This is a genomic window from Mycobacterium sp. UM_WGJ, from assembly GCF_000455125.1.
In the GTDB taxonomy this organism is placed as follows: Bacteria; Actinomycetota; Actinomycetes; order Mycobacteriales; family Mycobacteriaceae; genus Mycobacterium.
The window spans coordinates 68,622-90,390 of record NZ_AUWR01000035.1; the positions used below are offsets into that span (position 1 = coordinate 68,622).

The following is a 21,769-nucleotide window of genomic DNA, read 5'->3' on the forward strand; positions in this document are numbered from 1 at the left end:
GCTACCGTACGGGCCTTCAGACCACCTCGGCCTGCAACCGGCGAAGATGGTGTGCCGGCTGGCCAAAGAGTTGCGAACTTCCGTGTGCGCGTTTGAAGTACAGCTGGATGTCGCTTTCCCAGGTGATTGCGATACCGCCGTGCAGCTGCACCGCTTCGCCGGCCACCTTGGTGAATGCCTCGCTGGCGACCACCCGTGCCAGCGCCGCAGAGGTCGCCGACGGCTCGGCGATCGCGTCGTCGACAACGGCGCGCGCGGCCGACACGGCCACGTACAGGTCGGCCATCCGGTGTTTGAGCGCCTGGAAACTGCCGATCGGCCGGCCGAACTGTACCCGGCTCTTGGTGTACTCCACGGTCAGGTCCAGGCAGCGAGCCGCCGCGCCGATCTGCTCGGCCGCCAGCAGGATCGCCGCATAGTCCGCGATGCCGGGGTCCTCCCCGATCGGCGCGGTGGCGGTGGGGACGATGCGGCCAAGACGCCGAGTGGGGTCCATGGTGGCAACCGGCTCGGTGCTGAATTCCGTCCAGCGGGTGAGCTGGCTGCCGTCGGTGCCGACAACGACGTCGGCGATATCACCGTTGGCGGCGTAGCCGTCGCCGAAGACGACCGCTCCGATCGCGCCGCCTGCTGCCAACTGTTCCAACGCCTCGGCGTCGGGCTCGGGCGAGGCCAGCAGCGCCAGCTCGGCCAAGATGGTGCCCAGCAGCGGGGTGGGCACGAGTGCCTTGCCCAGCTCCTCGAGAACCACTGCGGCGTCGCCCAGTTCGCCCCCGGCACCGCCGAGCTCCTCGGGCACCACCAGGGCAGCGGCGCCGACCTGCTCGCACAACAGTTGCCACAGGGTCTGGTCGTAGCCGCGGTCGGATTCCATCGCCACCCGTACTGCTTCTCCGGTGGCGTGCTTGTCGACCAATGCGGCCACGGTCTGGCGCAGCAGGTCGCGTTCGTCGTTACGGGTCACTTAGATCGCCTCCAACACTCGCCGACGGTGGGCGGTCGGGTCACCCCACGCGGGACGCAGCGCCTGCACCCGCAGCAACCACAGTGACAGGTCGCACTCGCTGGTGAAGCCGATCGCGCCGTGGGTCTGCAGCGCCGAATGCGCAGCCAGCAGGGCGGCGTCGGACGCGGCCACCTTCGCGGCGCTGACGTCGCGGGCGGTGTCGGGGGAGTCCTGCGACACCGAGATCGCCGCCCCGTACACCAACGGGCGGGCCAGCTCGAGCGCGATGTGCACGTCGGCCAGCTTGTGCTTGATGGCCTGGTAGCCGCCGATCACCCGCCCGAACTGGGTGCGCTGTTTGGCGTAGTCGACGGCGATGTTCAGCATCGCCTGCCCGGCCCCGACCAGCTGCGCGGCAGTGGCCAGGGCGCCCATCTCGTAGGCGCGGGCGGTGTCGGTGTTCCAGGAGTCGCCGGTCGCGTTCACGTCGAACACGCCGCGGCTGGAGTCCACCGAGGCGTGACGGGTGCCGACCTGTGCGATCGATGCTGTCCCGTTCTGGGCCAGCAGGACCAGATCGGCGCGGTCGGCGTCGACTGCGCGTGGGGTGTGCGGCGGCAGTGCCACGGTGGCGATCAGCTCCCCGGCAGCCAGTCCGGCCAGCTGCGCACCGGCATCGGGTGAACCGGCCAGCAGGATCGGCCCGACCGCAATGGATTCCACCACCGGTCCGGGGACGCACCAGCGGCCCAGCGCCTCGATGGCCAGCACCGTATCGACGGGGTCGGCGCCGATACCGTCGAACTCTTCGGGCACCGCCAGCGCGGTCACGCCGAGCTCGGTCAGTTGGTTCCACACCCGACGGCCGGGCTCGGCCTCACCTTGCGACCAGGCCCGCACCGCACCGGGCACGTCGGCGGCGCCCAGCGCGGCGTCGATGCTGGCCGCGAAGTCGCGCTGATCTTGGTCTAGATCGAATTTCATTTCTTCTCCCGGGGCAGGCCCAGCAGCCGCTCGGCGATGATGTTGCGCTGAATCTCGTTGGTGCCGGCGTAGATCGGTCCGCCGAGCGAGAACAGGTAACCGTGGGTCCAGGCGTCGGCGAGTTCGCCGTCGGCGCCCCGGATGTCCAGGCCGGTCTGGTGCAGGGCAACGTCGAGGTCGGACCAGAACACCTTGGTCACCGAGGACTCCGCGCCCAGCTCACCGCCGGCGGCCAGCCGGGTGACGGTGCCGAACGTCTGTAACCGGTAGGCCTGCGCCTTGATCCAGGCGTCGGCGACGCGGTCGGTGAACACCGGATCGCTGCCGTGCTGGCGCCACATGGCCGCCAACCTCTCGGCGCCCACCACGAACCGGGCCGGGCTGCGCAGGCTCATGCCGCGCTCGTTGCTCGACGTGCTCATCGCGGCCCGCCAGCCTTCGTTCGGCACACCGATGACGTCGTTGTCCGGCACGAAGACGTCGTCGAGAAAGATCTCGCCGAAGCCGGTCTCGCCGCCGAGCTGTTCGATGGCACGAACGGTGATCCCGTCGGCCTTCAGGTCGAACATGAAGTAGGTCAGGCCGTGGTGGCGCTGGGCCTCCGGGTCGGAGCGGAACAGTCCGAAGCCGCGCTCGCCGAACGGGGCCCGCGAGCTCCAGATCTTCTGCCCGTTGAGCTTCCAGCCGCCGTCGACCTTGGTCGCCGTCGAGCGCAACGACGCCAGGTCACTGCCGGACTCCGGCTCCGACCATGCCTGCGCCCAGATCTCTTCGCCGGAGGCCATCTTCGGGAGGACGCGGTCCAGCTGTTCTTGCGTGCCGTGCGCGAACAGCGTCGGCGCCAGCATCGAGGTGCCGTTGGCGCTGGCGCGGCCGGGCGCACCGGCGCGGAAGTACTCCTCTTCGTACACCACCCACTGCAGCATGGTGGCGTCGCGCCCGCCGTACTTCTTCGGCCAGGCGATCACCGACAGGCCGGCGTCGAAAAGCACCTTGTCCCAGCGACGGTGCTGCTCGAAACCCTCGGCGGTGTCGTAGGACAGGCGCGGGAACTTGTCGGTGTTCGCGGCCAGGAAGTCGCGGACCTCGGCGCGGAAGGCCTCGGTCTCGTCATCGAAATTCAGGTCCATCAGGCCCACTCTCTCAATTCATGCTTGACCACCTTGCCGCCGGGATTGCGCGGTAGGGAGTCGGTGAAGGTCACCGATCGCGGTGCCTTGAAATTCGCCAAATGCTCGCGGGCATAAGCGATCACCGCTGCCTCGTCGAGCGTTGATCCGGGCCGGCGCACGACGAAGGCGCGGCCCACTTCGCCCATCCGCTCATCGGGAACACCGATCACCGCCACGTCGGCCACGCCGTCGAGGCGGGCCAGGGCCTGCTCGATCTCGGCCGGATAGACGTTGAAGCCGCCGCAGATGTACATGTCCTTGAGCCGGTCGGTGATCCGCAGGTTCCCGGCGGCGTCCACGGTTCCGATGTCGCCGGTGTGCAGCCAGCCCTCCGCGTCGATCGCTGCGGCGGTGGCCTCCGGGTCATCGAGGTAGCCGAGCATGATGTTGGCGCTGCGCAGGAGCACCTCGCCGGAATCCGAATCTCCGCCAGTGCTTTCCAGTCGCAGCTCGAAATCGCCGATCGGACGCCCGCACGTGGTGGCGACGGTGACGGCGTCGTCATCGGCGCGGCACATGGTGCCGAACCCGCCGGACTCGGTCAGTCCGTAAGCGGTCAGCACGATGTCGATGTCCAGTTCGGTCTGCATCCGTTCGATCAGCACCACCGGGACGGTGGCGGCGCCGGTGACCGCGAACCGCAGCGAGCTCAGGTCGTGTTGGTCACGCTCGGGGTGATCCAGCAGGGTCTGGTAGATGGTGGGCGGCCCGGGCAGCACGGTGATCCGGTGGGATTCGATGGCTCGCAGCGCGCCTGCCGGGTCGAAGGTGAGCTGCGGGATCAGGGTGGCCCCGGTCTGCAGGCAGGCCAGGATGCCGGCCTTGTAGCCGAAGTTGTGAAAGAACGGATTGATGCACAGGTAGCGGTCCTGCGCGGTCATCTGACCGCACTCCGCCCAGGCCGCCGGGCCGGCCAGCGACTGCCGGTGCGCGCAGAGCACGCCCTTGCTGCGGCCGGTGGTCCCGGAGGTGAACAGGATGTCGGACAGATCATCGGGGCCAACGGCGGCGGCGCGCGCATCGACCTCGGCGGCCGGCACCGCGGCGCCGGCGGCGATGAACTCGTCCCAGGTTCCGTCCGTGGCCTCTATCGGCACCCGGACGACATGCTGCAGGTCGGGCAGCTGGTCGCGGTCCAGTTCGGTGAGCCGGTCGGTCTTGAGGAATCGGCCCATGCCCACCAGCACCTTGGCCTTGCTGCGGGCCAGGATGTCGGTGGCCTCCGCGGCGGTGTAGCGCGTGTTCAGCGGCACCAGCACACCGCCGGCGTAGTGGGTTCCCAGGCAGGTGATCACCCAGTGCCAGGTGTTCGGCGACCACAGCGCAACCCGGTCGCCGGGCTGCACGCCGAGGGCGATCAGAGCCGCGGCGGCTCGCCGCACCTCCTCGCGCAGGGTGGCGTAGGTGAAGCACTTGTCCTCGGTGACCAGCGCGTCATGGTCGGGCAGCGTATGCGCGATGTGGTCCAGGGCCGCAGGTGTGGTCTGCGGTTGGCTACTCATAGGCGCTGCTCCTCCCCGTCGCTGAACTCTGCATCGCCGTCAGCGCGGGCTCCCTGGGCTCGACGGCTCGTAGCCGAGCAAGTGCTTGGTAGGTTAGCCTACAAGGGTGCAAGCAGTCGAGGAGTTCCGGGCTGAGGTCCGTGCATGGCTGGCCGACAACCTGGTCGGGGAGTTCGCCGAGCTCAAGGGCCTCGGCGGCCCCGGGCGCGAACATGAGGCGTTCGAGGAGCGGATGGCGTGGAACCGCCATCTGGCCGACGCCGGACTGACCTGCCTGGGCTGGCCGACCGAACACGGCGGGCGCGGCCTGTCGGTGGCTCACCGGGTGGCGTTCTACGAGGAGTACGCCCGCGCTGACGCGCCCGACAAGGTCAACCACCTGGGCGAAGAGCTGCTGGGGCCCACCCTGATCGCCTTCGGCACACCCGAGCAGCAGCAGCGCTTCCTGCCCGGAATCCGCAACGTCACCGAGCTGTGGTGCCAGGGCTACTCCGAGCCGGGAGCCGGCAGCGACCTGGCCAACGTGGCCACCACCGCGGTACTGGACGGCGACGCGTGGGTCATCAACGGCCAAAAGGTCTGGACGTCACTGGCGCACCTGTCGCAGTGGTGCTTCGTGGTGGCCCGCACCGAGAAGGGCTCCAAGCGGCACAACGGACTGTCCTACCTGCTGGTGCCGCTGGACCAGCCCGGCGTCGAGATCCGGCCGATCGTGCAGCTGACCGGCACCTCGGAGTTCAACGAGGTGTTCTTCGACGACGCGCGCACCGACGCCGATCTGGTGGTCGGGGAGCCCGGCGACGGCTGGAAGGTCGCGATGGGCACGCTCACCTTTGAGCGTGGCGTGTCGACACTGGGGCAGCAGATCCGTTACGCCCGGGAACTGTCCGCGCTCGCCGAACTCGCACAGCGCAACGGTGCCGCCGAAGACCCGCTGATCCGCGAGCGGTTGACCCGGTCCTGGGTCGGCCTGCGGTCGATGCGGTCCTACGCGATGGCCACCATGGACGTGGAGCAGCCGGGCCAAGACAACGTCTCGAAGTTGTTGTGGGCCAACTGGCACCGCGATCTCGGCGAGCTCGCCATGGATGTGATCGGTCGCGACTCGATGGTGCTGCGCGACGGCGAGTTCGACGAATGGCAGCGGCTCTACCTGTTCACCCGCAGCGACACCATCTACGGCGGTTCGAACGAGATTCAGCGCAACATCATCGCCGAGCGGGTTCTCGGCCTACCCCGAGAGGCAAAGGGATGAGCTCGATTTCGGATCTGTCCAAGGCGCCGGAAGAGATCGCCGGACACGGCCTGTTGGCGGGCAAGACGGTGCTGGTGACCGCGGCCGCCGGCACCGGGATCGGTTCCACCACCGCGCGACGAGCACTGCTCGAAGGCGCTGACGTGGTGGTCTCCGACTACCACGAGCGCCGGCTCGGCGAGACCCGCGACGAACTGGCCGGCCTCGGGCTGGGCCGGGTGGAGGCGGTGGTCTGTGACGTCACGTCCACCGCTGCGGTGGACGCGCTGTTCGACGAGGCCGTGGCGAAGATGGGCCGACTCGACGTGCTGGTCAACAATGCCGGACTCGGCGGGCAGACCCCGGTGATCGACATGACCGACGACGAGTGGGACCGCGTGCTCAACGTGACACTCACCTCGGTGATGCGAGCGACCCGGGCGGCGCTGCGCTACTTCCGCGGCGTCGAGCACGGCGGGGTGATCGTCAACAATGCCAGCGTGTTGGGTTGGCGCGCACAGCATTCGCAGTCGCACTACGCCGCGGCTAAGGCCGGCGTGATGGCGCTGACCCGGTGCAGCGCGATCGAGGCCGTCGAATACGGGGTCCGGATCAACGCCGTCTCGCCGTCCATCGCGCGGCACAAGTTCCTGGAGAAGACCAGCTCGGCGGAGTTGCTGGACCGCCTCGCCGACGGCGAGGCCTTCGGCCGGGCCGCTGAGCCGTGGGAGATCGCCACCACCATCGCGTTCCTGGCCAGTGACTATTCCAGTTACCTGACCGGCGAGATCATCTCGGTTTCCAGCCAGCGCGCCTGATGCCATGACGCGCCGTGACGAACTCCTGAACCTGGCGGCGGCGATGATCGCCGAGCGTGGCCTGCGTGCCACGACCGTGCGCGACATCGCCGACGCCGCCGGGATCTTGTCCGGCAGTCTGTATCACCACTTCTCCTCCAAGGAGGAGATGGTCGACGAGGTGCTGCGCGACTTTCTGGACTGGCTGTTCGATCGTTATCAGCAGATCGTCGATCACGAAACCGATCCGCTGGAGCGCCTCAAGGGACTGTTCCTGGCCTCGTTCGACGCGATCGAGCATCGGCACGCCCAAGTCGTCATCTACCAGGACGAGGCCAAGCGGCTGTCGGCTCACGAGCGGTTCTCCTACGTCGACGAACGCAACCGGCAGCAACGCAAGATGTGGCTTGACGTGCTGGCGCAGGGCATCGAAGCGGGATGTTTCCGGCCCGACCTCGACGTTGACCTGGTGTACCGCTTCATCCGCGACACCACTTGGGTATCGGTGCGCTGGTACCAACCGGGTGGTCCTTTAACGGCCGAACAAGTCGGCAGGCAATACCTCGCCATCGTGCTGGGTGGAATCACCAAAGAAGGAAGTTGATATGTCACAAGTCGCGCACGTTTCCCAGGCGTATGTCATCGACGCCGTTCGCACCGCCGTCGGCAAGCGCAACGGCTCGCTGGCCGGCATTCACCCGATCGACTTGGGCGCGTTGGCTTTCAGTGGTCTGCTGGACCGTGTCGGCGTCGACCCGGCCGCCGTCGACGATGTGGTCGTCGGCTGCGTGGACGCCGTCGGCGGCCAGGCCGGCAACATCGGCAGGCTCGCGTGGCTGGCGGCCGGCTTCCCCGAAGCGGTACCCGGGGTGACCGTCGACCGGCAGTGCGGTTCGTCCCAGCAGGCCATCTCCTTCGGCGCGCAGGCGATCATGTCGCGCACCGCGGACCTGATCGTGGCCGGCGGCGTGCAGAACATGAGCTGGATCCCGATCTCGTCGGCAATGGTCGTCGGCGAGCAATTCGGCTTCACCTCCCCGACCAACGAGTCGAAGAAGTGGCTGGAGCGCTACGGGGACGAAGAGGTCTCGCAGTTCCGCGGTGCGGAGATGATCGCCGAGCGCTGGGACATCTCCCGCGAGGACATGGAGCGCTTCGCGCTGCAGAGCCACCAGCGGGCATTCACCGCGATCGCCGAGGGCCGGTTCGACAACGAGATCATCCCGGTCGAGGTGGACGGCCGCTCGTTCCACATCGACGAGTGCCCGCGCGAGTCCACGCTGGAGAAGATGGCGGGTCTCAAGACGTTGGTCGAGGGCGGCCGGCTGACCGCCGCGCTCTCCAGCCAGATCTGCGACGGGTCGGCTGCGGTGCTGCTCGCCTCAGAGCAGGCGGTCAAGGACCACAACCTGAACCCCCGCGCCCGTATCCACCACATCAGCGCCCGTGGTGACGACCCGGTGATCATGCTGACCGGCCCGATTCCGGCGACGCGCTACGCGCTGGAAAAGACCGGCCTGAGCATCGACGACATCGACGTCGTTGAGATCAACGAGGCGTTTGCGCCGGTGGTGCAGGCCTGGATGAAGGAGTTCCCGATCGACCCGGCCAAGGTCAACCCCAACGGCGGGGCGATCGCGCTGGGTCACCCGCTGGGGGCGACCGGGGCCAAATTGTTCACCACAATGCTCAACGAACTGGAGCGCACCGGCGGCCGGTACGGTTTGCAGACGATGTGCGAAGGCGGGGGCACCGCTAACGTCACGATCATCGAGCGTCTGGGCGGCTAAAATCTTCAATTATGGAAACACCGCCTCCGACGGCACCAGGAGGACGCCGGATTCGCGGGCTCGACGCTGATCAGCGCCGAGCCCAGCGCCGTGAGCAACTTTTGACCGCAGCATTCGAATTGTTTGCCCGAGACGGTTACGCCAACACCTCGATCGAGCAGATCTGCCAAACGGCCTACGTCGGCAACAAGGCGTTCTACGAACTGTTCGACAGCAAGGAAGACTGTTACCTGGCGCTGATGAACGAGATCGGCGAGCGCATCGAGGCAAAAGTCGAGGAGGAGTTGCTTCACGGCGCCCCCGACGACATTGAAGAGACCGAAGAGGCGACGGTGCGTCGCGTGCTGACGGTGTTCGCCCATGAGCTGGTCGTCGATCCTCGGGTGGCTGTCGTCGCGTTCCGGGAAAGCACCGGAATCTCGCCACGGGTCGAGGCGCAACGGCGGGCCAACCGTCGGTGGGCCGCGAACTTCATCGAGTCGTTCTGGCGCAGCAAGGCCCAGGACGGTGAGGCCCCCGACTATCGGGCGATGGCGGTGGCCACCGTCGGGGGTCTTTTCGAGATCATCGCCGATTTTCTGCACCAGACCGACCCGCCGCGATCGATCGACGATCTCACACGTGACCTCACCACGTTCCTGATCACCGTCAGCAACGGGATCCATCTGCCGGCCCAGGCCAGCTGAAGTCACGCGGTCGCCGATTCACCCCGTCAGACCGGCGATGATGTCGTCGACCGTTCGCCCTGCCAGCGCATCCAGATCGGGGCGGGGCGCGCCGCGCAGCGGCCCGCGCAGGGCCAGCTCGGCGAATCCGTGCACGGCCGACCAGCACGGCCACTCCGCTCCGGCACGCCGGTTCGCGTGCAGCACACCGGCATCGGCCATCGCATCGAGTGCGTCGACCAGCGCGCGAAAAGGTGGCGGGGCTCCGTCGTCGACTGACGTGAGCCCTGATCCGAAGAAGGCCACGGTGAACCACCCGGGCTCGTCCAGCGCGAAACCGATGTAGCCCAGTCCGACCGCACGGAGCTGATCGCGCGCCCGGTTCGCTGCGGTGCCGCGCCGGGTCACCGGTACCAACATGCGAGCGGCCATCCGCTCGCCGATGGCGATTGCGACGGCCTTCAACAGTGCCTCGCGGTCGGCGAAGTGGCGGTAGGCGGCGTTCGGGGAGACCCCGACGCGCCGGGTCGCCTCCCGGACCGTGAGAGCCTCTGGACCGCCGAGCCGGGTCAGCTGTAGACCGGCGTCTATCAGGGCCGCGCCCAGGTCGCCATGGTGATAGCCGGTCTTTGTCGCAGTCACCTCTTGACAGCCCCCTCGGGAAAAAGTGTACGGTGTGAACATAGTCAATGTGGACGTTGTACACATAGCAATGGGAGTTCTCGTGATGGCAGGTGTCGGGGTGCCGCCGGTGGTGGACCATCAGACGTGGCAGCGCGAACTGGATGCCTTGTGTGTCCGCGAGAAAGCGGCGACCCGGGAGCTGGACGCGATCGCCGCGCAGCGCCGCCGTCTGCCGATGGTCGCCATGGACGACTACGTGCTCGAGGGCGAACGCGGGCCCGCCTGCCTGGCCGAGGTGTTCGAAGGCAACAGTCAGCTGATCGTCTATCACCACATGTGGTCCCCGGGCCAGCAGTGGCAGTGCGCGGGATGTACCGGTTTCGTCTCGCAGTTCACCCGCCTCGAATTTCTGGCCGCCTACGATGCGCGGTTCGTGATTGTCACGCAGGGGCCCATCGACGAGGCGATCGCCTACAAGCGGCGCGTCGGCAATCAGATGGCCTGGTACAGCACCGCCAACAGTTCGTTCGGGGCTGACGTCGGGGCACCGCCGGGTGGGCAGTTCGCGGTGAATGTGTTTCTGCGGCAAGGTAATGCGGTATATCGCACCTGGCATACCAACCGGCGCGGAACCGAACAGCTCGGCCACGTGTTCTCGTTGCTCGATGTGCTGCCCTACGGGCGCCAGGAAGAGTGGCAGGACTCACCCGACGGCTGGCCGCAGAGCCCCACCTACAGCCGCTGGGCCAGCTCGCCGGAACTCGCGCAGCTCTATGGCGCCAGTTCGTAGTGTTCCGAACCGAGAAGGAGCAAGATGAGTACCGCCAAGGTCGGCTTGAAGTCGATCAACCTCGTTTGTGTGCCCACCGTCGACCAGGACAAGGCCATCGCGTTCTACGAGTCGTTGGGCTTCGAGAAACGCACCGACATCCACATGGGCGACGGCTACCGGTGGGTCGAGGTCTACCCGCCGCAGGGTCTGGCGGGCATTGCGCTGGCGCCGCCGTCGCCGGAGAGCGGTCCGGTTGAGCCGGCCGTCACCGGCATCACGCTGACCACCGACGACATCGACGCCACGCTGGCCGCGATGCGGGAACTCGGAGTCGATGTCGACGCAGAGATCATGCGTCAGGGAGACCCCGTTCCGCCGCTGTTCTGGTTCCGCGACCCGACCGGCCACACCCTGATGGTGGCCGAGGTCTAACCACCGCGCCGAGCGCCAATCTCACGGCGCAGCACCAGCGTGTCGCGTCGTAAGATTGGCGCTCGGCGGGCTTGTGGATGGGTGTCGGCGCGGATCGGCACCAGCGGGCAGGCTTTCAGGCTGTGGACGAATTGGCCTGGCCATTCCTGGGGCAGGAGGCGCTGGTTGCCAAGGCCATCCCCGAGCGGGCGATGCGGGCACTTTACCAACCGGTCTACCCCGGGGTTTACGCGCCGTGGGGTATTGAGCTGACCGCCCGGCAGCGGGCTGAGGCGGCGTGGCTGTGGTCACGCCGCCGCGGCGTGGTCGCGGGTGCCTCGGCTGCGGCGCTGCTGGGCGCGAAGTGGGTGAGTGGCGCGCTGGACGCCGAGCTGGTGTACGGCAGCCGTCAGCCACCGCCGAGGCTCGTCGTGCACCGTGACACCCTGAAGCCCGGCGAGGTGACGACCGTCGACGGGATTGCGGTCACTGTCCCGGCACGCACCGCTTTCGACATCGGGCGGCGAACCCGGTCGCGGCTGGTCAGCCTGCAGCGACTCGACTCGTTGGCGAACGCGACCGGCGTCGGGATCGCCGATGTCGAGGCCGTCATCGCTGCCCATCCCGGGGCACGAGATCTGACCCGGCTGCGGGGTGTGCTGCCACTGGTCGACGGTGGTGCGGAATCTCCGCAGGAGTCCGGGACTCGCCTAGCCTTGATCGACGCCGGGTTGCCACGCCCGGAGACCCAGATCGTGGTGCGCGACGAGTACGGCGGATTCGTGGCGCGGCTGGACATGGGATACCCGCAGTTCAAGGTCGGTATCGAATATGACGGCCAACAGCACTGGACGGACCCCAGGCAGCGACAGCGCGATATCGACCGGCAGGTAGCGCTCGCCGACCAAGGCTGGGTGATCAGCCGGGTCAGCGCGGCGCTGCTGCGTTACCGTCGCGGGACGTTGATTGCCCGGGTGAAGGAGGCGATGTATTCCGCCGGATGGCCCGGCCAGGTCGCGGGTGCCAATCTGGCGACGCCGCCACGGCATGTCGCGTCGTGAGATTGGCGCTCGCGATCAGGCGATGAAGGAGTTGGCCGCCCGCAGCTGCTCGACCGCCTCGTCGACGATCGAGGTGATCAGCTCCGCGCAGGACGGCAGGCTGTCCAGGATGCCCGCCACCTGACCCGAGGCCAGCACACCGGCTTCGGTGTTGCCTTCCACGAGCCCGGCTTTGAGCAGCATCGGAGTGTTGGCGGCCATCAGCACCTGCGACCAGGTGAGCTCCTTGCCATGCCGCATGGCCAGTCCGTCGCGCACCATGGTCGGCCAGCTCATCTGCGACATCTTCTTGAACTTCGCCGCGTTGCGGATAGCGGCGCTGAAACCGCGTGCCCGCGAACCGCTTTCGAGCTTCTCCACCAGTTCGGTGCGCAGCACCCGGTGTGGCATACCGTCGACCCTGGTGGAGACCACGGTGCCGCTCAGGTCAGCGGCCAAGTAGCGCTGCTTGACCGCGTCCGGAACAGTGGAGTCGCTGGTCAGCAGGAATCGGGTGCCCATCGCGACACCGGTCGCACCATAGGACAGCGCGGCGGCCAGGCCGCGGCCGTCGAAGAACCCGCCGGCGGCGATCACCTGAACCCCGGTACCGGCGACGGCGTCAAGCACCGAAGGCAGCAGCAGCGTGGTGGCGACCGGACCGGTGTGCCCGCCGCCCTCGCCGCCCTGCACGATCACCGCGTCGGCGCCCCAGGACGCCACCTTCTTGGCGTGCTTGGCCGCACCGACCGACGGGATCACCACCGAGCCCGCCTCTTTGAGCTTGGCGATCAGCTCGGCTTTGGGGGCCAGCGCGAACGACGCCACCTTGACGCCCTCGCGGATCATCAGATCCACCCGGTCACCGGCGTCGGATGCGTCGGCGCGGATGTTGACGCCGAACGGCTTGTCGGTGGCCGACTTCACCTTGGAGATCGCGGCGGCCAACTCGTCGATCGTCATGGTCGCCGAGGCCAGGATGCCCAGGCCGCCGGCGTTGGCGGTGGCCGAGACCAGTCGGGCGCCGGCCACCCAGCCCATGCCGGTCTGCACCACCGGGTGTTCGATGCCGACCAGTTCGGTCAGCGGGGTCTTCAACCGGCTCATGCCCGCACTTCTTTGTCTCGCAACGACTTCGGGTCGATGACCTCGCGGATCAACTGAAGCTCCTCGACCTCGGGCAACCGAGTCGTCGCCGCGTCGGCCAGGCCGTGCACCTCGAACGAGGTGTTCTCGGCGACCTCGTCGGCGGTGACGCCGGGGTGCAGCGAGACCGCGCGCATCTGGTGGTCGGGGCCATTGAAGTCGAACACCCCGAGGTTGGTCACCACGCCGCCCAGGTTGAAGAAGCGGAACGCCGGGTTCGACGGGTCCACCTTGTCGTAGCCGATGCCGGAGACGATGTCGACGGCCTGGCAGAACACCCGCGACGAGTGCGCGCCCACCCAGTAGCTGGTGGTGTGGTTGATGGTGTTGCCCGGCGCCCCGCGCACCCCGAACATCTGCCGGGTGGGCTGCTGCAGCGGGCCGAACGCCGACAGGTTCTGGTTGCCGTAGCGGTCGATCTGGTTGGCACCCATGATCACGTGGCGCCGGCCCCAGGACAAGGTTTCGAAGACCCGGTTGAACGGCATCCAGCCTTCCAGCGGTCCGACCTTGCCGATCGCCGGGGTGTCGGCCAGAATGCGGGCCTCCCCGTCGGTGAGCACCAGGTCGGGGGAGAAGGTGAGGCGGGCCAGCCGGGCGCCGACCGAGGGCACGGTAGCCATCGGGCTTGCCATAATCTCGCCGGCGTCGCGGAACAGCTCGGCGCAGGCGACGGCGCAGATCTCGGCGCGAGTGGGTGAGTCGGTCATGCTTGTGCCTCCGCTCCGAATGCCTTAACCGCCGCCTGGTAGTCGTCTTCACTACCGGACAGGTAGGTGGCCTTGAATTCCGCCCAGGTCTCGTCGGACTTGGCGGCTTCGGCGTAGTGCCGCTGGAACTTCTCGTCGCGGCCGTAATCGGCTGCCCCGATGGTGAAGTGGGCGCCACCCGGGGCCTCCACCACCTTGTCCACCATCATCCGGTTGATCACCTGGGTCTGCGGCGAGGTGCTGGCGATCAGCTCTTCGGTGGGCACGATCTTCTCCACCGACAGGAAACGGCGCTGCGCCGACATCAGGAACAGGTCGTCGAAGTACGGATCGATGCCGGTGTAGGCGGCGTTGCCGCGGGCGTCGCCGAGGTTCAGGTGCACGAACGCGGCGTCCAGGTTCAGGGCCGGCATCGCGACCAGGGTCTCGTGGGCGCCGTCCGTCGGGTACGGCGAGGTGACGGTCTTGAGCTCGCCCTCCCAGAAGTCGATCACCGAGCTGCCCAGCCCGGCGCGGATCGGCAGGAACGGCAGCCGCTGGGCGGCGGCCTGCAGTCCGCAGCGCAGCATGCCCTCGTCCATCTCGCGGGCCTCGATGGCCCCGGTGGTGCGGGCCTTGGAGAACCACGGGTCGTAGAACGGCGGCGAGTCCAGGGAGACGAACCCGTAGTAGGCCCGGCGCACTTTGCCCGCCGAACACAGCAGACCCAGGTCCGGTCCGCCGTAGGTCACTACGGTGAGGTCCTTGACGTCGGTGCGCAGGATGGCGCGCACGAACGCCATCGGCTTACGCCGCGAGCCCCAGCCGCCGATACCGACGGTCATGCCGTCGCGCAGCTCGGAGACGGCGTCGTCGAGAGTGGTGATCTTCGAAGCCATTACTTCTTGCCCTTCTCGGTACCGGCGAACTCGTCGCGGTGTTCGTCGGCGACACCGGAGAGGTTGAGCTCAAAGGTGAAGCCCTGCTCCATGCGGTAGCTGGAGTTGACCTTCTGCACGTCGATGAGGTTCAGCGCTTCCTTGGCCGCCCGGATCACCCGAGTGTCCTTGGCGGCGATATCGCGGGCCACCCGCAGCGCGGCCTCGTCGAGCTCGTCGCGCGGCACCACCTCGTGCACCGATCCGTACTGGTGCAGGGTGGCGGCGTTGACGGTGGCCGCGGTGTAGAACAACCGGCGCATCATGTGCTGCGGCACCAGCCGGGACAGGTGGGTGGCCGCACCGAGGGCGCCGCGCTCCACCTCGGGCAGACCGAACTTGGCGTCGTCAGAGGCCACGATCACGTCGGCGTTGCCGACCAGGCCGATCCCGCCGCCCACGCAGAAGCCGTTGACCGCGGCGACCACCGGCACCGCGCACTCATAGACGGCCTTGAATGCCGCGAAGCAACCACGGTTGGCGTCGATCAGGGCGGTGAAGCCCTCGGTGTTCTGCATTTCCTTGATGTCCACCCCGGCGTTGAATCCGCGGCCCTCCGCGCGAAGGATCACCACGTGGGTGGACATGTCCTTGCCGGCGGCCGTGATGACCTCGCCGAGCTCGAACCAGGCCCGCGACGGCAGCGCGTTGACCGGTGGGTAGTCGACGGTGACCGCGACGATCCCCGGTTCGACGGTTGTGGATGTGATCGGCATGGGCGGACTTCCCTGTCGTATTGGGGCCTTGGAGTACCTAAGCTACCTAAGCAAGCACTTGCTTGGTACGCTAGCACAGTGGGTGATGCGATCAACCTCGGATTGACCGGCAAGGTGGTCCTGGTGACCGGCGGGGTGCGCGGCGTCGGCGCGGGCATCAGTGCCGTCTTCGCCGATCAGGGTGCGACGGTGGTGACTTGCGCCCGGCGTCCGGTGGAGGGCCTGCCGTATGAATTCCATTCCTGCGACGTTCGCGACGACGACGCGGTCAAGGGCCTGATCGAAGCGATCGTGGCCGCTCACGGCCGGATCGACATCGTGGTCAACAATGCCGGCGGGTCTCCGTTCGCGCTGGCCGCCGATGCGTCAGCCAACTTCAGTCGCAAGATCATCGAGTTGAACCTGATCAGCGCCCTGCTCGTGTCCACGCACGCCAACGCCGTCATGCAGACCCAGGACGGCGGGGGCTCGATCGTCAACATCACCAGTGTCAGCGGCTGCCGGCCGTCACCGGGAACCGCGGCCTACGGCGCGGCCAAGGCCGGGGTGGACAGCCTGACCACCTCGTTGGCCGTCGAGTGGGCGCCGAAGGTGCGGATCAACTCGATCGTGGTCGGCATGGTCGAGACCGAGCAGTCCGAGCTGTTCTACGGCGACGCCGAATCGGTGGCCGCCGTCGGCGCCACCGTGCCGTTGGGCCGGCTGGCCAAGCCATCCGAAATCGGTTGGACAGCCGCATTTTTGAGTTCCGATCTGGCGTCCTATGTCACTGGTGCCAGCCTGACCGTGCACGGTGGCGGAGAGAACCCCGCCTACCTCGACGCATCTAGCGCCAATAAATAGGTCGACCCCGAAAAAGGAGACAGCACTGATGGGACTTCTCGACGGCCGCGTGGTCATCGTCACCGGAGCGGGCGGCGGAATCGGGCGGGCGCACGCGCTGGCCTTTGCCGCCGAGGGCGCCCGGGTCGTGGTCAACGACATCGGTGTCGGGCTGGACGGCTCGCCGGCCGGCGGCGGCAGTGCTGCCCAGAGCGTGGTCGACGAGATCGTCGCAGCCGGCGGCGAAGCCGTGGCCAACGGCTCGAACGTCGCCGACTGGGGCCAGGCCGAGGCTCTGATCAAGCAGGCAGTCGACACCTACGGCACGCTCGACGTGCTGGTGAACAACGCCGGCATCGTCCGCGACCGGATGTTCGCCAACGCCACCGAAGAGGAATTCGACGCCGTCACCGCGGTGCACCTCAAGGGTCACTTCGCCACCATGAAGCACGCTGCCGCGTATTGGCGGGCCAAGTCCAAGGCCGGCGAGACTGTCGACGCCCGGATCATCAACACCAGCTCCGGCGCCGGCCTGCAGGGCAGCGTCGGTCAGGCCACCTACAGCGCGTCCAAGGCAGGCATCGCCGCGCTGACCCTGGTAGCCGCCGCTGAGATGGGCCGCTACGGAGTCACCGCCAACGCCATCGCGCCGTCGGCCCGTACCCGCATGACCGAGACCGTCTTCGCCGACATGATGGCCACCCAGGACGCGGCGTTCGACACCATGGCCCCGGAGAATGTCAGCCCGCTGGTGGTCTGGCTGGGCAGCGTCGAGTCGCGCGACGTGACCGGCAAGGTCTTCGAGGTCGAAGGTGGCAAGATCCGCGTCGCCGAGGGCTGGGCGCACGGGCCGCAGGTCGACAAGGGCGCCAAATGGGATCCCGCCGAGCTGGGGCCGGTCGTCACCGACCTGCTGGCCAAGGCGCGGACACCCGTGCCGGTTTACGGGGCTTAGACCGCAACGGATGAAAGTCCCGATGCGCGGACCAGCAGTGTTATACGCGAGCGTCAATATTGTGATACTTACTTAGCCGGACAAGTACGCGTTGCGGCCCTCCCCTCATCGGACAGCGACGTAATCTTTCACCTGCTCTTAGGTGATGCGCTCATGTCCATGTCCAGCTGCTGGAGGTCTCGTGTCGGTGCTCGAGGTGGACGACCACCCACCCACGGCAGTCCGACGACAGCGGCATCCGCACCCCGGTGAGGGCGTACCGAGCTTCTCGTGGCCCACCTTCGTGCTCGGGGTGGTCGGCATCACCGTATTCGTATTGGTAGCCATCGGCGCCGCCCGCGGATCGCTTTCGGCTTGGGTCGTCATACCGCTGAGCACCTTGGTCACCTACGTGCTGTTCTCGGTGGCGCACGAAGCCCTGCACCGCTCGTTCTGCTCGGTGCGCTGGGTGAACGCGGTGGTCGGCCGGGTGGCTTGGCTGTTGGTGGTGCTGCCGTTCTCGTTGCCGGCGTTCGGCTATGTCCACGGTGAGCACCACCGTCACACCAATGATCCCGAGCGCGATCCCGATATGTTCGCCACCCATGCGCCCACCTGGCAGCTGCCGTTCCGCTGGGCGCTGATGGACCTGTTCAATGCGACCTGGTACGTCCGCAAGCTGTGGCCGCGGGTCCGCCATTCGTGGCGGCGTCCGATTGCCGAGCTCGCCGAAACGTCGGTGCTGTTCTCGTTGACCATCGCCATGACCGTCGCGGCGATCCTCACCGACCACTTCTGGCTGCTTGCCGAGGTCGTGTTGATCCCGCAGCGCCTCGGTCTTTTCATCATCGGATGGGCCTTCGACTGGTTGCCGCACCACGGGATCGACATCACGCAGCGTGAGGATCGTTATCGCGCCAGTCGTCTTCGGGTCGGGATGGAATGGCTGCTCGCGCCGTTGATGCTGTCTCAGAATTACCACCTGATCCACCATCTCCATCCCTGGCTGCCGTTCTACCGCTACCTGCCGGCGTGGCGACGCAACGAGGACCTCTACCTGGAGCACCACGCTGCCGTCACCACCGTGTTCGGCCGGGAACTCAACGCCGAGGAACACCGGCATTTCAAGCGCTGGGCGCAGGTCGAGCTCGAGTCCCGCATCGCCTGACGCCGGCACGGCTACGCCGCTGTCAGGTGTTTAGCGCCGCTTCGTGAGCGAGTTGCAAGCGGGACGAGATATCGAGCTTGGTGTAGATCCGGTTCAGGTGCGAGTGCACCGTACGGGGCGAGACGCTCAGTTCTGCGGCGATCTCCTTGTCACGAAGGCCGGCACTGATGAGCCGGACAATATTGCGCTCGGCCGGCGTCAGCGAACCCCAACCGCTGGACGGGCGTTTGGAGGCGCTTCTGCCCTTTGCGTCGCCACGGCATGCGTAAGCGATGGCATCAGCCGTCGACAGTGCATTACCCTGATCCCAACAACGCTCAAAATCGTTCTGCGGCATGGCCTCTCGTAGCGAGTTGACGGTGGCCTGATAGCCGGCGTCGTAGACCTTGGTGCGGACCGCGCCGGTGCGCTCACGGATGCCCGCAGCTGAGCCGATCAGCCGTGCTGCATCGTGGAGTCGGCCTGCGGCCGTGGCCACCGCGGCCAGCAGTTCGATCAGGTCGGGGGTGCCCAGGAGCGCCTCAGTGTCCGCCGCGATGGCCAGCGCGTCCCTCGCGTCTCGTTCGGCCTGCTCGAACTCGCCCTCGGCCATGGCCACCTGGCCACGTATCTCCAGCAGCAATATCCGGTGGATCCCCGAGCCCACCGACAGCGCCTCGTCAGCCCAACGACGCGCGGCGGCCAGGTCACCGGATGCCAGCGCCGCGCGAGCGAGCGGATTGCCGTTGATTGCCAATAGTTGGGGCAGCGCACATGCTTCGCAAGCCGCGTCAGCTGCGCTGACAGCCCCGGGTACGTCGCCGGCGGCCAACAGGGTGTCTGTCACCGCGCCGAACCCGAACGCGCGGTGGAAGTCGATGAGCTCGGCGGCGGCCTCGACGCATGCATCGGCCGCCGCACGCGCCCGCCGGGTATCACCTTGGCACGCAAGGGCTTCAGCTAGAAGCGTCAGGCTCTGGGCGCCGAACAGTGGGTCGTGTGCCGCCTCGGCCTCCGTCGCCACCTGCCGGGCCTGCTCGATTGCCATCGTGAGCTCCGCGCGGTGCAGGTGGGCCAGTCCTAGGCAAAGGCGGCACAGTCGCGCCACCGACCAGTCACCGACCGCGTCACCGAGTGCTGCGCCGTTCTCCGCGGCACGCCGCATCGTATCGAGGTCGCCGGCCACGAACGCCGAATACGCCTGCACGCCGTAGATCTGGCTCAACCGCCAGTCGTCGTTCATGTCAGGAGACAGCGCAATGGCCTGCTCGAAGTAAGGCAGGGCGAGTTCGGGGCTGTAGCTACAGGTGAAGCCGCAGGCGGCCAGCGCCCAGGCGAGCAGTCCCGGCTCGTCGAGATCCCGGGCGATGGAGACCGCTTCCTCTGCTTGCTGAGCCTGCCCGTAGTTTCCGATCAATGCGTCGAAGATCGCTTTGTCGGCGAGTGTCCGGGCACGCGCGCCAGGCGACATGGTGGCCCCGACGGCGAGCATCGCGTTGAACCATGCCAGGCCTTCCAAGGTCCGACTATGGATCCACAGCGGGAGCAGCGATGACGCGAGGCGCGCGGCAAGCTCCAGGTCGCCGTGGTCGCGGCTCCAGGTGAAGGCGGCCCGGATGTTGTCGATCTCGAGTTCCGCCTGAGCGATGTGCCAGCCATATCCGGCGGTCACCTCGGAGCCGAACAGGGTGGTGTAGTGATCACGGTGGCGCGCCCGGATAGCTTCGGATTCTCCGGCCTTCTCGAGCTTCTCCAGGGCGTACTGCTGCACGGTCTGCAACATCCGGAAGCGCGTCGAATCGCCGGTACTGTCAGCTATCACCAGCGATTTGTCGACCAGCTGGGTGAGTTTGTCGATGATCAGCCCGCGCGGCAGGTCCGTGCCGCCGGCGACGGCGTGGGCGGCGTCGAGGTCGAAACCGCCCCTAAATGGCGCCAAACGGCGAAACACAACGCGCTCGGGCTCGCTCAACAAGTCGTGCGACCAGTCCTCTGAAGCTCGCAGGGTCTGCTGGCGCGGAACCACCGTGCGCGCACCACCGGTCAACAGATGGAAGCGCTCGTCGAGCCCGTCGGCGATCTCGGCCAGTGACAACGCCCGAACCCGTGTTGCGGCGAGCTCGATGGCCAACGGAACCCCGTCCAGGCGACGACAGATTTCGGTCACCAAAGCGGTGTCGCCATCGGTGCCGGTGAAACTCGGCCGGACCAGCCGAGCGCGCTGCCGGAACAACTCGACAGCCTCGTCGACGAGCGAGAGCGACGGGGTTTTCCAGGTCACTTCGCCGGCCACCCCGATGGGTGCGCGACTCGTCGCCACGATGGTCAGCTCTGTGCCGGCGGCCAACAGCGTGGCGGTCAGTTGCGCGCAGGCGGCCAGCAGATGCTCACAATTGTCGAGCACCAACAGCAATTGCCGGTCTGCGAGGTAGCGCACCAAGGTGTCGACCGGCGAGTGGTCCGGTCGATCAGGCAGGCCCAACCTGTGGGTCACGCGTTCCGGCAGCAGCTCCGGATCGGTGATCGGCGCCAGATCCACGCACCATGCCCCATCGCGGAACCGGTCGACAAACTCCTCGGCCAGTTGCAGCGCGAGCCGTGTCTTGCCGACTCCGCCGGAGCCGGTCAGCGTCACAAGACGGTTGCTATCAACCAGCCTACGAAGCTCGAGCATCTCCGCATCGCGTCCGACGAAACTCGTCAGCGGCGTCGGAAAGTAGTTCTCGTGTAACGCACTTCCGGTGCGAAGCGGCGGAAACTCGGTAGCAAGCCCGCGGTGGCAGAGCTGGGCTACTCGCTCCGGATACGGAATGCCACGCAGTCGAAACACGCCCAGGTCGATTAGCCAAGCCTCTGGCGGGAGTCGATCAGCCAGAAACGGCTGGGCCGTCTCCGACAACAACGTCTGACCGCTATGGGCCAGATCGCACAGGCGTGCGGCACGATTCACCAGCGACTGCGGGTGTGCACTGGGCTCGGCCACCGAGACCTGGGTGGCGTGCAACGCGATCCGCGGACGGATCGGTGCCGAGGGGGCGTGCTGCAAGGCTATGGCACACGCCGCCGCATCAGTGGCGTCGGCGAACCCGACGGCGAACTTGTCGTTGTGGTCCCGTTCCAGCAGGCGTTCACCACGGTGGGCGGCAACGATGTCGGAGAGCGTGGCTTCGAGCCAGGAGAGACCGGTGGTCAACGACTCCGTGGGGGGTTGCCATTGAGGTCGGGCGTCTCCGGGGCTGACCACGAGGACCGTTCGCGGGGGGGAAGGCGGCGAAAGTGCCGCGCTCGCGTTCGTCATCATCTACCGTCTCTCAGAGGCAAGGATGCTCGCGCAAGCTAGCAAGCCCTCCATTCCCCCCGGATGGATCAGCAGTGCATCCGTGCAGTTGTGCAGTCGTAAGGCTTGCTTCCGGTCAGCTAGGTATTTTTACCGCCAAGTC

The 21,769-nt window shown here is 67.2% G+C and carries 21 protein-coding genes; 11 read left to right on the top strand and 10 right to left on the bottom strand.

Annotation, left to right across the window (positions count from 1 at the left end):
- Positions 1-16: 16 nt before the first annotated feature.
- From N416_RS0112295 to fadD3, 4 genes are read right to left on the bottom strand one after another with little or no spacing between them, the layout of a single operon-like run.
- Positions 17-964, bottom strand: a complete 948-nt coding sequence (locus N416_RS0112295; protein ID WP_024442407.1) for an acyl-CoA dehydrogenase family protein — start codon at positions 962-964, stop codon at positions 17-19.
- The gene (locus tag N416_RS0112300; RefSeq protein WP_024442408.1) at positions 965-1,930 is read right to left on the bottom strand and encodes an acyl-CoA dehydrogenase; all 966 of its coding nucleotides are present in this window, start codon (positions 1,928-1,930) and stop codon (positions 965-967) included.
- On the bottom strand, positions 1,927-3,060 hold the full coding sequence (locus tag N416_RS0112305; RefSeq protein WP_024442409.1) for an acyl-CoA dehydrogenase family protein: 1,134 nt from the start codon (positions 3,058-3,060) through the stop codon (positions 1,927-1,929). The genes N416_RS0112300 and N416_RS0112305 overlap by 4 nt, the downstream gene beginning before the upstream one ends.
- Complete coding sequence (fadD3, locus tag N416_RS0112310) at positions 3,060-4,604, bottom strand: 3-((3aS,4S,7aS)-7a-methyl-1,5-dioxo-octahydro-1H-inden-4-yl)propanoate--CoA ligase FadD3 (RefSeq protein WP_024442410.1); 1,545 nt, start codon at positions 4,602-4,604, stop codon at positions 3,060-3,062. The genes N416_RS0112305 and fadD3 overlap by 1 nt, the downstream gene beginning before the upstream one ends.
- A gap of 106 nt (positions 4,605-4,710) precedes the next feature.
- On the opposite strand from fadD3, the gene ipdE1 reads away from it, so the two are divergent.
- The 5 genes from ipdE1 to N416_RS0112335 are packed head-to-tail and all read left to right on the top strand — an operon-like array spanning position 4,711 to position 9,111.
- Complete coding sequence (gene ipdE1 / locus N416_RS0112315; protein WP_024442411.1) at positions 4,711-5,859, top strand: acyl-CoA dehydrogenase IpdE1; 1,149 nt, start codon at positions 4,711-4,713, stop codon at positions 5,857-5,859.
- Complete coding sequence (gene ipdF / locus N416_RS0112320; protein WP_125078389.1) at positions 5,856-6,656, top strand: (5R,7aS)-5-hydroxy-7a-methyl-1-oxo-2,3,5,6,7,7a-hexahydro-1H-indene-carboxyl-CoA reductase; 801 nt, start codon at positions 5,856-5,858, stop codon at positions 6,654-6,656. The genes ipdE1 and ipdF overlap by 4 nt, the downstream gene beginning before the upstream one ends.
- 4 nt (positions 6,657-6,660) lie before the next feature.
- Positions 6,661-7,239 carry a TetR family transcriptional regulator KstR2 gene (gene kstR2, locus N416_RS0112325; protein ID WP_024442413.1) on the top strand — a complete coding sequence of 193 codons (579 nt, stop codon included), beginning with the start codon at positions 6,661-6,663 and terminating at the stop codon, positions 7,237-7,239.
- Position 7,240: 1 nt separating this feature from the next.
- Entirely contained in the window at positions 7,241-8,425 is a 1,185-nt protein-coding gene (gene fadA6 / locus N416_RS0112330; RefSeq protein ID WP_024442414.1) for a steroid 3-ketoacyl-CoA thiolase FadA6, read from the top strand.
- Positions 8,426-8,436: 11 nt separating this feature from the next.
- Positions 8,437-9,111 carry a TetR/AcrR family transcriptional regulator gene (locus tag N416_RS0112335; protein WP_024442415.1) on the top strand — a complete coding sequence of 225 codons (675 nt, stop codon included), beginning with the start codon at positions 8,437-8,439 and terminating at the stop codon, positions 9,109-9,111.
- A gap of 18 nt (positions 9,112-9,129) precedes the next feature.
- On the opposite strand, the gene N416_RS0112340 is transcribed toward N416_RS0112335, so the two are convergent.
- Positions 9,130-9,732, bottom strand: a complete 603-nt coding sequence (locus N416_RS0112340) for a TetR/AcrR family transcriptional regulator (RefSeq protein ID WP_024442416.1) — start codon at positions 9,730-9,732, stop codon at positions 9,130-9,132.
- Positions 9,733-9,817: 85 nt separating this feature from the next.
- Here N416_RS0112340 and N416_RS0112345 point away from each other — a divergent pair, with 85 nt between their 5' ends.
- The 3 genes from N416_RS0112345 to N416_RS0112355 all read left to right on the top strand — a co-directional run bounded on the left by N416_RS0112345 (position 9,818) and on the right by N416_RS0112355 (position 11,958).
- The gene (locus N416_RS0112345) at positions 9,818-10,504 is read left to right on the top strand and encodes a DUF899 family protein (protein ID WP_024442417.1); all 687 of its coding nucleotides are present in this window, start codon (positions 9,818-9,820) and stop codon (positions 10,502-10,504) included.
- Positions 10,505-10,528: 24 nt separating this feature from the next.
- Positions 10,529-10,918 carry a VOC family protein gene (locus tag N416_RS0112350; RefSeq protein WP_024442418.1) on the top strand — a complete coding sequence of 130 codons (390 nt, stop codon included), beginning with the start codon at positions 10,529-10,531 and terminating at the stop codon, positions 10,916-10,918.
- Positions 10,919-11,040: 122 nt separating this feature from the next.
- Positions 11,041-11,958 carry an endonuclease domain-containing protein gene (locus tag N416_RS0112355; protein ID WP_024442419.1) on the top strand — a complete coding sequence of 306 codons (918 nt, stop codon included), beginning with the start codon at positions 11,041-11,043 and terminating at the stop codon, positions 11,956-11,958.
- A 15-nt stretch (positions 11,959-11,973) separates the two neighbouring features.
- Here the strand turns inward: N416_RS0112355 and ipdC are convergent, their stop codons facing one another.
- From ipdC to echA20, 4 genes are read right to left on the bottom strand one after another with little or no spacing between them, the layout of a single operon-like run.
- Positions 11,974-13,044, bottom strand: a complete 1,071-nt coding sequence (gene ipdC / locus N416_RS0112360; RefSeq protein ID WP_024442420.1) for a (3aS,4S,5R,7aS)-5-hydroxy-7a-methyl-1-oxo-octahydro-1H-indene-4-carboxyl-CoA dehydrogenase — start codon at positions 13,042-13,044, stop codon at positions 11,974-11,976.
- On the bottom strand, positions 13,041-13,793 hold the full coding sequence (gene ipdB, locus N416_RS0112365) for a cholesterol ring-cleaving hydrolase subunit IpdB (RefSeq protein WP_024442421.1): 753 nt from the start codon (positions 13,791-13,793) through the stop codon (positions 13,041-13,043). The genes ipdC and ipdB overlap by 4 nt, the downstream gene beginning before the upstream one ends.
- Entirely contained in the window at positions 13,790-14,671 is an 882-nt protein-coding gene (gene ipdA, locus N416_RS0112370; protein WP_024442422.1) for a cholesterol ring-cleaving hydrolase subunit IpdA, read from the bottom strand. Before ipdA ends, ipdB begins: the two co-directional genes overlap by 4 nt.
- The gene (gene echA20 / locus N416_RS0112375; protein WP_024442423.1) at positions 14,671-15,426 is read right to left on the bottom strand and encodes a (7aS)-7a-methyl-1,5-dioxo-2,3,5,6,7,7a-hexahydro-1H-indene-carboxyl-CoA hydrolase; all 756 of its coding nucleotides are present in this window, start codon (positions 15,424-15,426) and stop codon (positions 14,671-14,673) included. Before echA20 ends, ipdA begins: the two co-directional genes overlap by 1 nt.
- Positions 15,427-15,504: 78 nt before the next feature.
- Between echA20 and N416_RS0112380 the strand changes: the two genes are divergently transcribed.
- From N416_RS0112380 to N416_RS21590, 3 genes are all read left to right on the top strand, one after another.
- The gene (locus N416_RS0112380; RefSeq protein ID WP_024442424.1) at positions 15,505-16,269 is read left to right on the top strand and encodes an SDR family oxidoreductase; all 765 of its coding nucleotides are present in this window, start codon (positions 15,505-15,507) and stop codon (positions 16,267-16,269) included.
- 28 nt (positions 16,270-16,297) lie between these two features.
- Complete coding sequence (locus tag N416_RS0112385) at positions 16,298-17,203, top strand: SDR family oxidoreductase (RefSeq protein ID WP_024442425.1); 906 nt, start codon at positions 16,298-16,300, stop codon at positions 17,201-17,203.
- Positions 17,204-17,384: 181 nt separating this feature from the next.
- A complete protein-coding gene (locus N416_RS21590; protein ID WP_036457835.1) occupies positions 17,385-18,350 on the top strand; it encodes a fatty acid desaturase in 966 nt (321 codons plus the stop codon).
- A 22-nt stretch (positions 18,351-18,372) separates the two neighbouring features.
- Here the strand turns inward: N416_RS21590 and N416_RS0112395 are convergent, their stop codons facing one another.
- The gene (locus N416_RS0112395; protein ID WP_051190250.1) at positions 18,373-21,522 is read right to left on the bottom strand and encodes a LuxR C-terminal-related transcriptional regulator; all 3,150 of its coding nucleotides are present in this window, start codon (positions 21,520-21,522) and stop codon (positions 18,373-18,375) included.
- Positions 21,523-21,769: the final 247 nt, after the last annotated feature.